7 protein-coding genes are annotated in these 16,441 nt (G+C 35.6%); 2 read left to right on the top strand and 5 right to left on the bottom strand.

Translation table 11 applies throughout. The annotated features are described in order from the left end of the window. Positions 1–235: 235 nt before the first annotated feature. Positions 236–3,061 (top strand): FAD-binding and (Fe-S)-binding domain-containing protein, encoded by a 2,826-nt coding sequence (locus tag FBR08_RS12495; protein WP_158963024.1) that lies wholly within the window; start codon positions 236–238, stop codon positions 3,059–3,061. Positions 3,062–3,146: 85 nt separating this feature from the next. Here the strand turns inward: FBR08_RS12495 and FBR08_RS12490 are convergent, their stop codons facing one another. The 3 genes from FBR08_RS12490 to FBR08_RS12480 form a co-directional block, all read right to left on the bottom strand. After that, positions 3,147–4,535 (bottom strand): sigma-54-dependent transcriptional regulator, encoded by a 1,389-nt coding sequence (locus FBR08_RS12490; RefSeq protein ID WP_158963023.1) that lies wholly within the window; start codon positions 4,533–4,535, stop codon positions 3,147–3,149. A 426-nt stretch (positions 4,536–4,961) separates the two neighbouring features. Further along, a complete protein-coding gene (gene tamL, locus FBR08_RS12485) occupies positions 4,962–7,277 on the bottom strand; it encodes a translocation and assembly module lipoprotein TamL (RefSeq protein ID WP_158963022.1) in 2,316 nt (771 codons plus the stop codon). Continuing rightward, complete coding sequence (locus FBR08_RS12480) at positions 7,255–12,306, bottom strand: translocation/assembly module TamB (RefSeq protein ID WP_158963021.1); 5,052 nt, start codon at positions 12,304–12,306, stop codon at positions 7,255–7,257. Before FBR08_RS12480 ends, tamL begins: the two co-directional genes overlap by 23 nt. A 420-nt stretch (positions 12,307–12,726) precedes the next feature. Between FBR08_RS12480 and FBR08_RS12475 the strand changes: the two genes are divergently transcribed. Further along, positions 12,727–12,957: a hypothetical protein gene (locus tag FBR08_RS12475; RefSeq protein ID WP_158963020.1), complete on the top strand. Its 231-nt coding sequence runs from the start codon at positions 12,727–12,729 to the stop codon at positions 12,955–12,957. A 68-nt stretch (positions 12,958–13,025) separates the two neighbouring features. Here FBR08_RS12475 and FBR08_RS12470 read toward each other — a convergent pair whose 3' ends face one another. Continuing rightward, positions 13,026–15,332 carry a hypothetical protein gene (locus FBR08_RS12470; RefSeq protein ID WP_158963019.1) on the bottom strand — a complete coding sequence of 769 codons (2,307 nt, stop codon included), beginning with the start codon at positions 15,330–15,332 and terminating at the stop codon, positions 13,026–13,028. Continuing rightward, entirely contained in the window at positions 15,292–16,296 is a 1,005-nt protein-coding gene (locus FBR08_RS12465) for a hypothetical protein (protein ID WP_158963018.1), read from the bottom strand. The genes FBR08_RS12470 and FBR08_RS12465 overlap by 41 nt, the downstream gene beginning before the upstream one ends. Positions 16,297–16,441 lie beyond the last annotated feature (145 nt).

Below are 16,441 nucleotides of genomic sequence, written 5' to 3'. Positions count from 1 at the left end.
TTTGTATTTTCGCTTTTTTGCTTTTTTGCTTTTTTGCTTTTTGAAAATTTATTCGATGAAAGAACAAACCATCTTATTTTAGAAAAAACTACCGATTTCCTCTTTATCTCATTCGGTTTATATTTTATTTTGGTATTCGATGAATCTCCACTTCGTTTCGATTTTCACTTCGTTACGATTTCCCCTTTCCCTTTTTTGTTGTAACTTTCTGCTACCAAAACAAAAAATCACTGTTATGCTATCGGAGAGTTACGCTTCTTTTACTCGTGAATTGGAAAAACACCTTCCTCCACAACAAATTATTACAGATCCCTTACAGACTCTTGCTTATGGGACGGATGCGAGTTTTTATCGATTAACTCCTCAAGTCGTTGTTGAAGTAAGAAATGAAGCAGAAGCCATCGGTGTAATTGCATTGGCTCATCAAAAAAAGTTACCCATTACCTATCGAGCGGCAGGGACGAGTTTATCTGGACAAGCGATAACAGATTCTATCCTGTTAATTGCTACGCATCATTGGAAAGAATACAGTATTGACAACAAAGGGTTACGCGCTACTTTTCAACCGGGTATCATTGGAGGAAGAGCAAATATTCTACTTGCTCCTTATGGTCGTAAAATCGGCCCCGATCCAGGTTCAATTAACGCAGCTATGATTGGTGGAATTGCCGCTAACAATGCGAGTGGAATGTGTTGTGGAACAGCGCAAAACTCCTATAACACTGTTGCTGATATACGCCTTGTTTTTTACGATGGTACAGTCTTGGACACTGCAGATGCTGTCAGTCGCCATGCATTTGAAATTAAACACCCAGAAATTCTAGCTGAAATTCTAGCAATTCACCAAGAAATACAACAAGATACCGTATTATACGAGCGAATCAAACGCAAGTATAAAATTAAAAATACAACAGGATACAGTCTAAATGCATTTATCGATTATCAAGATCCATTTGACATCCTCAAACACTTGATGATTGGTTCGGAAGGAACACTTGCCTTTATATCGACCATTACCTATCACACTGTTGTGAACTATCAAAAAAAGGCATGTAGCTTGCTTGTTTTCGACTCTATTACAGCAGCTTGCCAAGCAGTTCCCTATTTAAAAAAGAGCCCTGTTGCCGCTGTCGAGCTATTAGACCGCAATAGCATTCGCTCGATTGAAGACGAACCTCAGGCTCCGGATTATTTTAAAACCTTGCCAGAATCGGCTTGTTTATTACTTGTAGAAATACAAGCTAATGATACGCACGAACTCATGCAAAAAGAGGAGGAAATTCGTCAGGCCATGGCTTCCATTTCCACTCTAGCTCCTTTTATCTTTACTTCAGATCCAAAAGAATATGCCTTTAATTGGAAAGCGCGCAATGGTTTATTACCAACTACTGGAGCATTAAGAGCCACAGGAACAACGTGTATTATTGAGGATGTTGCCTTTCCTTTAGATCGATTAGCAGAGGCAAGTTTGGCCCTACAACAACTATTTGCTCAGTATCATTATGACGATGCGGTCTTATTTGGACATGCTTTAGAGGGTAATTTACACTTGGTTTTTTCTCAAGACTTTAGCTCGAAATCTTCTATTCAGCGCTATGCTAATTTAATGGATGATCTTGTTCATTTGGTGGTGGTGCAATTTGATGGTTCTTTGAAAGCGGAGCATGGTACAGGACGCAATATGGCTCCTTTTGTTGAAAGAGAATGGGGAGAACAGGCTTATTCTTTCATGCTTCGAATTAAGCATATATTTGACCCGCATCACGTCATCAATCCGGGGGTAATGATCAACGCCAATCCCACTATTCACTTAGAAAACCTAAAATCGACACCTGCAACCCATCCTATTATAGATACATGCATTGAATGTGGATTTTGTGAATCTCATTGCGTATCGGAGGGATTGACATTATCACCGCGTCAACGTATAGTAGTTGGAAGGGAGATTGCTCACTTAGCACAAACACACGAAAACCCAAAGTTATTAGAACACCTTCGCAAACAAGCAAAGTACTACGTAGATGATACTTGTGCTACCGATGGGTTGTGTGCAGTGGCTTGTCCGGTTAAAATTGACACGGGCAAATATGTCAAAAGTTGGCGATCGAATCACTTAACCGTTAAAAATCATCAAGACGCGCTCTATTTTGCAGCACATCTCAATCGCATTACCCAATTAGGCCGTTATAGTTTAAAATTTGTTCGATTTTTTCAAAATACCTTAGGTGATCGCATCATGCTTCGTTTGTCTACGAAAATGAGAGCTTGGAGTAACAATAAACTCCCCCAGTGGAATACAGCCATGCCAACTGGAACTAAAACAGCGATAAAGCCCTTGCCCTTAACTGAACACAACGACCATAAAGTTGTTTATTTTCCTTCTTGTATCAATCGCACAATGGGAAAATCAAAAGATTATACAAAACAGGATTTAGACCTCAAAGATTTAATTGTACTCCTTTTACATCGGGCTCGATACGAAGTCATCTACCCCGAAAATGTAACCAACTTATGCTGTGGAATGCCATTTAGCAGTAAGGGATTTCATGATGAAGGTCTTCAAAAATCTACGGCCTTAGAGGAAGCATTAGTAATAGCCTCAGAGCAAGGAAAATACCCTGTTTTATTTGATATGAGCCCTTGTTACTATACCTTTCACGATCAGCATGATCAAAGTATTGTTCCATTTTACGATCCTATTGAATTTGTATTAGATTTTGTTCTTCCATCCTTATCAATTACAAAAATGCGAGATGAAATAACAATTTTCCCCGTTTGTTCTGTGAAAAAATTAGGTTTAGAAAAAAAATTAGTAGATATTGCTAAACAATGTGCTAAAAAAGTAAACTATATTGATAGCAATTGTTGTGGTTTTGCTGGAGACCGTGGATTTACTTTTCCAGAATTAAATCAACATGGTACAAAAAACATCACACAGCAAATACCGACGACCTGTTCAGGGGGGTATTCAACAAGTAGAACTTGCGAAATTGGTTTAACCGCACATAGCAATCAGCGTTTTCAATCGATTTTCTATTTGATTGAAGAAGTAACAAGATAAGATTGAATTTTACTTTACTACATAAAATTGTTTTACAAAAAAGGCATCTAATTTAATTTTAGATGCCTTTTTACTTATAGTTACATTACAATTCTATGTTATAAAGTTTCATTTTATTATAGAGTGTTTTCCGATCAATACCCAATAGCTGAGCTGCTTTGGTTTTATTGAATTTCACCTTCTCTAGAGCGGTGCGTATGGCTTGTTCTTCATTTCGAGAAGAGAACAATTTTAAATCTCTTTCTTCTTCATTTTGACTATCTGAAACAAGAGGTTTAGGGGCGAACATTTCATCTGGTAAAACTTCTTTTTCGATATAATCTCCTTTTGTCAACAACACCGAACGCTTGATGATATTTTTCATTTCGCGCAAGTTTCCTGGCCAATCATACGTCAAGAAAATACGTTCTACTTCACTGGAATAACCTTTGACATTTTTTTCTAATTCTTGGTTAGAATGTTTTAAAAAATGTCTTGCAAACGAAAGTACATCACTTCCCCTATCCGTTAATCGAGGAGCTACAATCCCAAATTCATTTAGACGGTGATACAGATCCTCTCTAAATTCTCCATCTCTTACCGCTTTAGGCAAATCTTCATTTGTTGCTGCAATTACGCGAATATCCACATCTATCTCCGTACTACTTCCTACTGGTTTTACCTTTCTTTCTTGTAAAGCGCGTAGCAATTGAATTTGGACTTCATATGACAAGTTACCAACCTCATCTAAGAAAATGGTTCCCCCGTTAGCTGCTTCGAAATGCCCAATTTTATCCGTAACAGCTCCTGTAAAAGATCCTTTAATATGTCCGAAGAACTCACTAGAAGCTAAATCTTTTGGAATTGCGCCACAATCTACAGCGACATAAGGCTTTTTACTTCTCTTACTCAATAAGTGTATAGAATGGGCTATATTTTCTTTACCTGTCCCACTATCACCAATAATCAGTACTGACATATTCGTTGGTGCGACTAATTCGATATATTCTTGTAATTGTGAAGATACTTTACTTTCCCCTTTTACATATTCTTCTAAGGCTACTTCTCCAATATTTACATCGCTTGACGTTGATTTCGATGTTTCGCGTTTAACCTTTTCATCTCCTTTGTTTTTTTTATCAAGGGCTTGTTTTATGGTCAAAACAATTTCGTCTGGGTTAATGGGTTTAGCCACATAATCAAAAGCTCCCAATTTCATAGCATTCACAGCAGTTTTGATTTCAGTATACCCTGTCATTAGAATGACTTGAGAAGAAATACATTTCTCTTTAATATATTTTAATAACTCGATTCCATCACTATCCGGAAGTCTGACATCTGTCAATACAATATCATAACAAGTATCGTCTATTGCTTTTTTTGCATCTAAAGAATTAAAGGCATTCACAACAGCAAAACCTTTTTTTGTCAAAAAGGCTTTCAACATTTCGCAAAATGGTACATCATCGTCTATAACAAGAACTTTATGACTCATATTTTTATCCGTCTTATTTTTGGGCTAAAGACAAATTTAATATAATTATTTTGGAGAAACTAACAAGTATTAAAACTTTAACCTCCTATAACAGTAAAAGGGAGCCTAAGCCCCCTATTTACCTGAAGATTTCTCTTCTTCACCTTACTAACGATCTAACCTATTACCTCGTTTGGTAATAAAATTTCTTTAAAACAAACACTTAATTTTCTTTTTCTAGCAATTAAAGTTGATAACTCAACTCATTTGTTTTTTTGTATAACACCTTACGTTATAGTATATAGAAAAAAGCGTGCCAAAAATACAATTTTCTGCTCAAATTAAATAATTTATTATTTATCAATCACTTAAGATTATTTGCATTTGTCAGTTAACTCCCTTTTTTTTAAGATTGCTGTCACAAAGTGTGTAGATATTCCCCAAACATTAGAATGGATACCCAATTGCAAGATTAAACATCAGGTTGTCTTTTCTCCATTTTCCGTTTCCAAAATTAATATCTTTTACGACCCAACGTTCACCTGGTTCATTATAAGGTACTCGAAGAGGAAAGGCAAAATCAAAACGAACAACCAAAAACGTAATATCAAATCGGAGTCCCGCACCTGCACCTAGTGCAATTTCTTTGTAAAAATCACCTGATATCTTTCCTCCTGGTCGATCGGATACTTCATTCAAATTCCAGATATTTCCACCATCTACAAAGAGTGCTCCATGAATAATACTCACTAATTTTTTTCGATATTCAAAATTGAATTCCAATAACATATCTCCTGATTGATCCGGAATAAACTTAGCTTCAAATGAATTTGGGTCAAAATTACCTGGTCCTAAAGTTCGCGCTCTAAAGGCTCGGATACTATTAGAGCCTCCCACATAAAACTGTTTGGTATAAGGTAAGTTTGTTGAATTTCCATAAGCATATCCGATTCCAGCGTGAATACGACTTACTAATTGTGCGGTTTTACCCAACTTTAAATAATGCCTAAAATCGTGTTCTGTTTTCACATATTGACTAAACGGCACACCTAAAATTGCTTTTTCTTTATCTTTTTCAACATCAGCTCCCATGAATAATCCCGTAATATTTCCAGAAAAATCCAAACCTCCTCGGTAATAGATGGTGTTTTTCTTATACTTATTCATTGTATTGGTATACGTATAGGTATACGTAGGGCCAAAAATCAACTGTTTGTCTAGTACGCGTTCCAACGAAGGGTTACCTGTTGCTGTTTCACGATATAAATCTGTGATATTCTGAGGAGTAACGTAATTTACTTCTAAGGCATTAAATTGATGTTCTTTTCTGACATTCTCTTTCCACAAATATCCCCATGATCCTTTAAAAGAAATGAGTGAATACAACTGGCTTCTTTCTAAGTATTCTCCTCCTATCATGGCTCGTGTTCGCGGAATATAACCACTAGAAGAATGAAAGTTTCCTGGTGCAATTAAGCGTGGCCAGGTTAAACTAGCTTCCAAACCTCCTTTATATACATTGTACCCTTTGTTTTTTGACGACATCTGAAAATCTGCTCCACCATAAGCAGATACTGAGAATAGCTCTGCTCCTTTCAAAAAGTTCTTATGGCTCCAGTTTACATTCAATTCTGCTCCATTATAACTGGCGGAATTCGTTTTCCCTAACAATTCCAAACGAATTGATTTGGGACTATCAGGGGTAAGGAAATAATAAACATCTAATTTATTTGTTATGGAGTCAGCTAATTCAAACTGATTTTTCACATATTTAAAAACACCTAAATTCACCAATCGATTTAGTGATAAGTTATGGTCATTTCTATTGTAGAGTTCTCCTTCTTCCAAATAAACGGTACGATCATAAATGCGCGATTTGAACTTATTTTTGGGGTCTACAATTTCAAATCCCTTATATGATTGTGCTGTCTGTATATCGCGTTTAATATCTGTATCAGCCAAAGAATAATCGGAGAAAATATACACTTTATTAATGGTATACGCTTTCTTTGCCATTTCGGGTGTATCTTCTTTTACTTTGACAAACAAATTGACCTTGTGATTGCCCACTGCACTATCTACTTGTACCAATAGATTATTAGGGCTAAAATAAAAATAACCTTTATTTTTTACGTAATTATCAAAGCGAACGCGTTCCTCTTTGATCTGTTCTAAATTGTATGGTTTGTCCTTTTTCAGTCGCGTCCATCTATTTCCTGCCTCATAAATAGTTTGTTGCAGCGGTGTAGAATCGTTCAAGAAGGTTACTTCATTAATGGTAAATTGGGCACCTGGATTAATGGTATATTGTGCGGCTTTTTTCTTTTCATTTATTGTCAATGTATCAGGTTGTACGCGAACATTGAAGTATCCATCATTTTCCATTCTATTGACCAAAATAGCTTGATTGTGTTCCAAATCCACTTGACTGAAAAGCACAGGAGGTTCACCCAAAGAATTTCGCATCCATCGTCTTACCTTGCTTGTTTTAGCGGGGTCTCCTCCTAAATTATGGAAAAACAATTTGGGGCGAAACCCTAAAAAAGAACTGTTGGGTTCTGGGCGTAAAAGTACTTCCAGCGCCTCTTCTATCTCTTTCTTCTTGGATTTGCCCAATTCCGTTCCTTCTATTTCCACGATACCTTTGGTATAAAGGGCTTCGCCTTCCGGAATGTATTTGGTAGAACTACATGAACTTAGAAAGAAGCCTGCAATTCCAGTTATAGTCCATAATAGAATACTATTGTTCTTTTTTAGCTTCATCTCTTATCTGTTTTTTCAATTGTCTTTTGTCTTTAGAGCGTTCAAACAATTCTCTAAAATGCTCATAACTCATTGTGATAATAAAACCTAATCCTGTTTCTACTACTTGTCCTTGAAGTGCCACTTCATATTGATTTTTACGATACACACGCATTAGATAACGCCCGTCTTTAGATAACGCATATTCTAATTCAATATCACCTGCAATATTCGTTGCTTGTTCATTTTGTCGTTGATTTCCTTCAACCTCAAAGCTACTTCCCACCGTTACTTTCAAACGATCAGAAAACAAGCGTTTAGATACAGCGATATTCAAATCAGTTCTATTTTCTTTAGTCCCTGAAGAAAAATCTTCCGTTGATTCTAAGTTGAAATTTAACTCTACTCCCTGAATCAAGTTGCTTGCGAGGTTATTCAATTGATCGGATAATAATCGGTTTACACTTTGGCGCGCCATCGTTCCGGCACTTAATCCTCCCATACTACTTTCAAAAGGGTTATCACCAATAAAATGGTTCAACAACAACAGGGCAAATACTTGTTTATTTAGTTCTGATTCATTTGCTCTAATCTGTTCTAATCTGGACTTAGTATTGGAAATCACATCTCCTGACGCACTAGTAACCCCTTCTTTCAATCGGATATCAAAAGTAATTTCTGGTTTCAACAATTCCCCTTTCATCATTAACAAGGCTTGGAAAGGCAATTGTTGCTTATACATATTCTGTTGCGTTGGAGAAAGTGCTGCCAATTGATTTTGCAACAAATCAATTGGCGCCGTTTTTGTTTCATAAATAGCGGTTAAATTGAGGATTGCATCCGTTGGATCACCAGCAAATGTAATAGAACTTCCTTTTTCGACTAGGAACTTTCTTTTTATGAAGTTAAAAGACAAATCATAAGATCCCTCTGAAAATTCATAGCGTCCTGTTAGAGAAACTTTTCCTGAAGGGTCAATTCCTCCAACGATATCGCCTTCTCCTTTTAGCACGACCTTATCCCCACTACTCTTATCCATAATCATAGTAAAAGTCGCTTCTTTATCTACGATAATCGATACAGAAACATCCATCCCTTTCAACGTAGATTGGTTGAAATCGTCTTGGTATTTTAACAGCTCTGTTTGCCTTAAACTCTCTTCATCAATAAACTCAACTATGCCTTCTCGATCTGCAATAGAAGGATCTTCTTGTGGCATAACCATTGTAAAATCAGTCTTTTTTCCGATGCTGATTTGCCCGTTTACTTTCGGTGTATTCAGATCTCCTCTTATTTTGAGGTTTGAGTCAAAAAGCAGTGTTCCATAATACATATCATTGTCTTTGACCGTTGAATTTACTGCTTTAAAATCAACTGCTTTAACATCCAAGTTGAATTTAAAATCGGCGTATGTTTGGGTAAGGATTTGTCCGTCAATAACCAACAAATTACCATCTGCATCCGTTACACTAAATTTATCTAATTCGATACCACGAGCTGTAAAAGCTATTTTTTCATTGATATCTTTAAAATCTGCATTAATAGGGTTAACGTGAAATCCGATTGCATTAAAATCAATACCACCCAAAATAGTAGGCTTATCATATTTTCCACCTAAAGTTAATTGCCCTGATAAATCTCCTTGTGTATGACTCAAATTCCCCATACTAAAGTGTTCCAATGCAGCTAATTGGAATTTATCTATCGCTAACTTCAAATCTAAAGTTTGTTGATCCACATCAGTTAAACCAAATAATCTGATTTTATTTTCCTTCCCTTCTAAAACAATATTAGCGGCATATTGACTTAAAGATTGGTTGGAAACACCAATATGCAAATTACCTAATCCAATTTCATAAACTGCCAAGTTGGAAATATCAATATCCGAAACAAATCGAAAATCAGAAGATAAATCCTTCAAGCTAATTTCTCCGTTAATTGTACCTGCTGCTAGCAATTTATCCTTCTGGATCATCTTCGTAATAGATTCAATACTAAAATTATCGAAGTTTACTACCAATGGGCTATTCATCTTTTCTTCTGCTGAAGCTAATCGAATGAGGCTTTTTTGATACCCCAGTTCAAAGTCTTTTGCATAAAGTCCTTTTGCACCAAAAACAATACTGTTCGTTGGATTTACCGTCCATGGGGCATAATCTAAAACAAAACCACCTTCTTTAATTCTAAACTGTTGTTGTTCGTTTATTGCAAGAAGTTCCGCACCGATTAAGTAGCAAATTTTATCTTGTTTATCCAACAATTTAAAATTGAAATCCAATTTATTATCCTTGGCAAATCCATCCAACACCATTCGCCTAATACCAAAAGAGGCATTTGAAATACTCTTAATTGCCAATTTGTAATCCAAAGTGGATTGTTTTGGCTGTACGTTTAATGTAATGGCTTCAATCGTTAGATCTCCATATTCTAAAGCTGGAATTTCACCATTTAACGTGAGGTAATCGTCTAGTTGTCTATAGACACCCCCTAGCACAATCGGTTGTATTTCCTTTAATTCTGGTGCTATTTTTTGGAAGATAGGATCGTTTTTAATAAGCAATTGATACGTGAAAGCTTGTTGCTTTTGACTCTTTTTTTCCTTTTCCTTTTCTTTTTTATCTTCTGTACTAATTTTATAGTAGGTATTGATTGTCTGTGTAATAGCATCTCCTAATTGAGTCAAGAGATAATCACCTTCCATCTCAAAATCTAAGACTTGAGAACTTAGATTCATCTTGCGATGCGAAGCTTCTGCTTCTGCTACGAACTGAATGGGTTGCAATTTAAACGAACGACTTAGGGCATTAAAACTCAAATCGCTAATTTTTGCTGTTCCCACCAAACTATCTGGCAAGATATTAGCCATTGCTACCTCCACGCGTCCTGAAACAGTAGAAGGTTCTTCATTTAAACGCAACTCATACAAATCGATCTTCTTTAAATCAGCAAGTAGCTGCAGACTTAATGCTGTATCTGTCCATGTTCCGGCGGCTTCTAAATCGAAATCCAAATTGGGATCCGCATTGTGGGTAGTCACTGCATAATGACCATTCGCTAGATGTCCATCCAACTGAATATCTTTATAGGTATAGCCATTATACTCTGCCTTATCTAATTTAATAAAAGCATTTGCTTGTGCCTTTGCTGGCTCAAAACCAACACCTTCAATTTTTGCTTGTAAACTCAATATACCAATCGAATCATTTTTAATTAGACGACCTACATTTAATTTATCAATCGTAAAATTCGCACGATACTTCTCTTTGTTCTTTACTCGTTGATTAAACGCTCCATCAAAGTCGATAGTTCCTAAGCTTGTTTTTAGTTTAAATGTACTCACTAAATCTTGTTGCGTCCCTTTGACTTTTCCCGTAAAACGAATTAAAGCGGGAATTTCGATATTTTCAGGTAACGCCTTAGGAGGAGCGATTAAACGCAGATCTTTAGCTGTTGTTTGAAAATCTTTGATTGTAATATCTATCGATGCTTTGGCTACCTCGGGGAGATTTTTAACTTTTCCCTCTGCATTTAGGAAGGTAGATCCCAGCATATTCACATATAACTTTTCGATATTCAAATCACTGACTACTCCTTTGGCTATAAGCGCTACGTCTATTTTTTCCTGGCTTAATTTAGTCAGGCCATTGGCTTTAAAAACATCAGGCATCAACAAATAGGCATCTTTTAAACCGAGATGAGAATTTGAAATGACAATATCCGTTGAAAGTTGTCCTAATTCGTCTTTTAATTTATCTAAACTTCTGTAATTGAAAACGGCCGTCGTATTAAACTGCGTATTAGGTGTTTCTATGCTTAAATTCTTGACAAAAGATGCTTGTTGGCCATATTGAAAATACGCTTTTACGTTATCTAAGGTAAAACCACTTTGTTCTTTAAAAGAAAACTGTTGTAAATTTCCATTGAGTCCCGCATCAGTATATTGAAAGTCTTTAAGGCTAAAATTTAACGCTTTTATACCGATGTGATTAGCATCCAAGCCTTCTGTTAATCGCTTGTGGTTTTCATCGTCGTATTTCGCATTAAAGTCCTTAATCCCCAAGTTTTGAATCGCGAGATTCCAACCTATATTTCCTTGTGTTTCTGCAGGTAAGCTATCACTTTTGGCTACTGAAGTTTCAGTAATTACTTTTCGAGGTAAAAATCGAACTTCAGCGCTTGTTTTGTTCAATAAGATATCTTCAATATCAATTTGTTGTTTTTCGATATTTAGCTTATTCAGGGCTATTTTAAAATCCGCTATAGACAAAAAGGCTTGTATATAATCCTCAATACTTTGGTAGTCAATTTTTGTCTGTGTTAGTTCAACGACTCCCACACTTAAATCAATTGGTTTTGCGGGTATTTCCTCAACCTTTGTAGCTTCTTCTTGAGGCAGATCTTCTCGAATTCCCCATGGTTTTTCCTTGTGGTACACTAAATTTAGTCCATCAGAAGAAACAACAGGCAGTGCAAATCTCATTTCATCAAGATTAAAATCTCTAAATCGCGTAACAAACTGATTGAGTTTAAAATCAACATGGTGTCCATCATATTGATCGTCATACTTGACTGCCACATTACTCAGATTAATTTGACCTACGGAAATCGTCATCGCAGATGGGGTATCTTCTTTTTCGTCTTCTGATGCAAAGGCATCTATAATATAATCGAAATTAAAGCGCTGCAAAGTATCCCGTTGAACATTTGCCGTTAATCCATTTAAGTCAATCGCATTCACGTTGACCTGGCTGTTTAACAGTCCCCATAAACCAATGTCAACCCCGAGGTGATTGACATAAACTAAAGTATCTTGTTCTTGAGATTCTAGATATAAGCCTTTGATTACTATTTCTTTAGGAAAGGAAATAGTTATTCGATCCAATTGAACAGGCGTTCCAATTTTACTTTCAACAAAAGATATTGCTTTGTCTTTTATTGCGTTTTGAATAGACGGTATTTGCACTAATACGATTAAAAGTATCAGTAAAACGAGGATTGAAAACACAATCCAACCCACTATTTTACTTATTTTAACAAGTAGTTTCTTCAAAGTCTTATATTTTTACTCAAAAATAACAAAAACATCCTGCATTTCAGGATACAAATCACGAATTTTTCACCGCTAGTGTGAATTCTAAATCTTACATCAGAAAAAAAACAACAATTCCTCTCACTGGTTGTTTTTTCTTTTTTATTGCTCAAAAAACAATCATACCATTGAAACACAAAATTAAAAAAGACAAAGAAAGGCTGTTTTTATTTCAAAAATTAAACGACTAGACAACGCAGTCATCATCAAGGATGAAATGATTTTCTTCAAACAAAAAGAAAAAAAATACATTTTTTAACGCTTTTAAGTTAAAAATAAAATTATTTTTAGTAATTTTACAACAACAAAACAACACTTACAATTTAATTCTATCAAAGCCCCTTACAAAATTTGATTGTCGTTCTTAAAAAGTAGTCGAAAATGAAAAAATTATTTTTCAATCAACAAGGAATTGAGCAGAAACAACAAAACATGGCTCAACTTTCTTCTCAACAATTACAAGAGGAGCTTTTAATTATGCTGTATGATACGAAAAGTTGGGTTATTTCTAACTTTGTTTTATCTAAGCATCAATTAGAAAAACTAGAAAATGCACCAGAAGCATTTTTAAGAAATTTTAGCCTTACATCGATGAATATTGTTTGCAATTAATCGATTGACCTAGGTTTAAGTAAAATTTACAAATAAAAAAATCCAGAAATTACTTTCTGGATTTTTTTTTACTTCTCATTTTTCTCTAAGTAGGTTCTAAAATAACCACATTCGTTCATTACCTCTTGGTAATATTTTGTATCGCTATATAAGGTTGCTAATTCGTGGAATCCCTTCCATTTTTTAAACATTGGATCATCCCATCCTGCTCCCCAGTAGTAATCTTTGTTTTGGTATTGTTTTGCATAAAATTCATTGCGTTCCACTTTTGCTTCTAAGTAGGCCATTTTTGCTCTCTGTTCATTTGTTGTAGCGGCCTTTTTAGCGATGCTGTAATACTTCTTCGCCAGCTCCATATTGAGTAAATACTTGCGCTCTGAAGGAGAAATAAAATTGCCATACTCATTCACTAAGGCATTGTAGTAGAATACACGTGCATTTCCATAGTACGTTGCATTGTAAAAAGCATTTCCTATTAATAATGCATTATTGTATACCTCTTCACCTTTGGTAATTTTATCCTGCATTTCTTTCATTTTTTCCAAGAAACTCAACTTGGTGTATTTGACCGATTGTTTTGCCATATGATCACAGTCATTACAATCTTGAATTTTTCCATTAAATGGATTTCCCAACAACTCAGTATTCTTATAGGTTTTTACATAAGATTCTCCATTATAGGCGTATTCAGCTGTTATAGGTTCAGCTTTTTTCATTTCAACAATTGCTTGTTCTATTTTATCTTGATAGAATAAGTTAATGGCTCTTCTTTCGTAAATATCACTTAAGTTAAATTCATATTTATCCACCATTAACTGTTCGAATTTAGTTTTTTTGGTGGTTAACAAAAATTTCTCCATTTTTATGGTATTGTCAACACTCCCGTAAAAATCTAAGTTGGTAAACACAATTTCGCTCATCACCTTATTTCCTTGTTCTGCATAAATAGCGGCTAGATATTGGCGTACCCAATGCAATGCATAATCATAACGAAAAGGATCTTCCCAAGTGGCCTGTGGCATAATATCATGGTATATCCATTGCATATCACTTACAATAGCCTCTTCTGCCTTGGCATCCATTTTCTTGATTTGAGAAACGCGATTAATCAATCCAAACAAGCGAATCTGATTTTCGATTAAAACATTTCCATTGGCTTCTTTTTTCGCTTTTGCCAAGGCTGTTTCCGCTTCTGTATAATCCCCTTGAAAAATAGCTAAATATCCACTTGCCAAAAGCCACAATGCGGGATTATCTACTTTTTCAGGTTGCTTGGCTATTTGTGTAATCCAGGCTAACCCCGGTTGATCAATCGTTTTCTTTAAGCTTGCGAAGTATTCTTTACTGCTTTGAAAGGATTCTTCTCTAAATTTGAGCACAGCGGCTTCTTGTTGATTTACCCAACGGGTCAATAAGAAATTCGCATGTGGACTTTTGCTGTCCACAGCCATAATTTCCTTTAATGCATCAATGGAGTTGGTATAATATCCTTGCATGGCCCAAAGTGCTGCTTGAATTTCTTTAGACGAAAGGTTCGCTGCCACTTGCTTTGCGTTTGAAGTCTCCATCGGCTTGTAATTATACAGCGCTATTTGACGCAAAGATGCATTGCCATTAAACACTTCGGCATACAGGGCATTGGATTGTTTAAAATCTCCCGCTTGATAGTAAGCACCCGCTACATATCCCAATCCTCTATAGTACAAGGTGTTCTTGGGTTGTTTATTTGCACTTTCATTAAAAAAAGCAATAACACTCTCTCGATTTGTTGAATAGAATTTTGCTTTTAATACTTGAAACCACATTCTATTGGTGTAAAAAGTATCCTTACTTTTCAGGTTTTTGAACACTTTTTCTATTTTATCTGCTTGGCTTTCTTCCATTAAATTAGCCACATACGACTCATAATCCCAATAACTATAACTATCGTTTGAATAATTTTCTATGGCTTTTGCATAATACAAGAACGAAACAAAGTTTTGAATTCGCTCGTCTTTTAAGTTCCAGGTTGTTTTCTTTTTCCCTTTTAAATTGGCATATAACTGATCTATTTCCCCTCCATTTTCTCGGCTGGATAGCAAGTATTTCTTCACTTCTGCAGCTTCTAATTTTCCTTGCAGATAAGCGGTCCATTCATTGACGATGTCCTCGTTAAACATTGAACTATTATCCATATAACCTCCATTGTAAAAACGATCGTATGGCGCAAAAAATAGGGGTTTATAAGATTCATCCGCAAAGGCTTCTGGCGTAAAATTGGAAATACTAGAATAACTCCACCAGCCATCGGCACAACCATACGTATAGATACCCGAGCCTAACAATGCGGCAAGGCTACTTACAACGTACCATTTCTTTAAAGATTTCTTGATCATAGGAATTGATGTTTTTTGAATTTAAGTCGTATAAAATTATTTCGTTGGGACATGTACCACTAGCTCGATACAAATCGTCTGTCATTTCTTGTATTTGTTCAGCAGAAACACGTTCTACTTTAAGTAAATCACCGGGTTGAAAAACAAAACCAAAAGCTTCCATTTCTTGTGTAACGACAAATTGGTGTTTTCCCAGCTGTTTTATATTTTCTTGTTGTTTTAAATCACCTTCTCTTAAGCGACTAATTAGTCGAATTACTTGATTTTCTCTGCTGTGTACGACCCAAGAGTAAATGGGTAATGCATAGTCCAAATGAAGGGGATAATCACGCAATCCGCCCAAGTATTTTTGTGCAATTTGACGATCGTAAATAGAGTTTAGAGAATCAGCGGCTATACGTCCCATATTATAATACATCAACACGCCTCGATCTACATTGGGAATTCCTGTTTTCGATGCAAATTTAACTTGATGCAGCCGAATAGTAGCCGATATTTTCATCTCTGTTTCCTTGTGTAATTGATCAATTAAAGCAAAGAAACGCTCTTTACTGTTTACAGTCCAATCACAATCAATTTGAATTTCCTGACTATCAATATTGTTATGCTCATTAATTTGCAACACAAAATCGACCAATTGATCAGCTAGCTTTTTTACGTCTAATTGCTCGCTGAGCACCACTTCGTTTTTGATATAAATAACAGGAACAACCTCAAGTAGCGGAACGGCATCCTTAAAAACAATAGGTGTAATAGGAACGGCTGTTCCATTTTTTAACCCGATATCGAAATAGCGAATATACAACTTGCTCACAGCAAGATTATCTAGTGTTTCTCTTTCCACCTGGTCCAAAGCAAATGTTGTTTTCCAATAGTAAAAGGAAAGCTTAGACTGAGTGTTAGAGGAGGTATTTACACAGGAGATACAAAACAGGAGCAGTATCCCTAAAATCATTTTTTTCATAGCTTACACGAGGTCCTCCAACCTAAAAAATAAGATCATCTTCTTGTAACAAATGTACAGATAAGTATGTATGTACACCAAGTACACCTCGACTATTTTTTGGCTAACCGCAATATTTTATACAACAAAAGGTCTAAAAAGATGA

Source organism: Myroides fluvii (assembly GCF_009792295.1).
GTDB lineage: Bacteria > Bacteroidota > Bacteroidia > Flavobacteriales > Flavobacteriaceae > Flavobacterium > Flavobacterium fluvii_A.
Note: the sequence above shows the minus strand (reverse complement) of the source record. Positions and strands in the feature narration are given on the sequence as shown.

Bases quoted from the DNA above. Each gene is read 5' to 3' on its own strand.
- FBR08_RS12495 (WP_158963024.1), top strand. From the start codon at position 236: ATGCTATCGGAGAGTTACGCTTCTTTTACTCGTGAATTGGAAAAACAC.
- FBR08_RS12490 (WP_158963023.1), bottom strand. From the start codon at position 4,535: ATGAGTCATAAAGTTCTTGTTATAGACGATGATGTACCATTTTGCGAA.
- tamL (WP_158963022.1), bottom strand. From the start codon at position 7,277: ATGAAGCTAAAAAAGAACAATAGTATTCTATTATGGACTATAACTGGA.
- FBR08_RS12475 (WP_158963020.1), top strand. From the start codon at position 12,727: ATGAAAAAATTATTTTTCAATCAACAAGGAATTGAGCAGAAACAACAA.
- FBR08_RS12470 (WP_158963019.1), bottom strand. From the start codon at position 15,332: ATGATCAAGAAATCTTTAAAGAAATGGTACGTTGTAAGTAGCCTTGCC.
- FBR08_RS12465 (WP_158963018.1), bottom strand. From the start codon at position 16,296: ATGAAAAAAATGATTTTAGGGATACTGCTCCTGTTTTGTATCTCCTGT.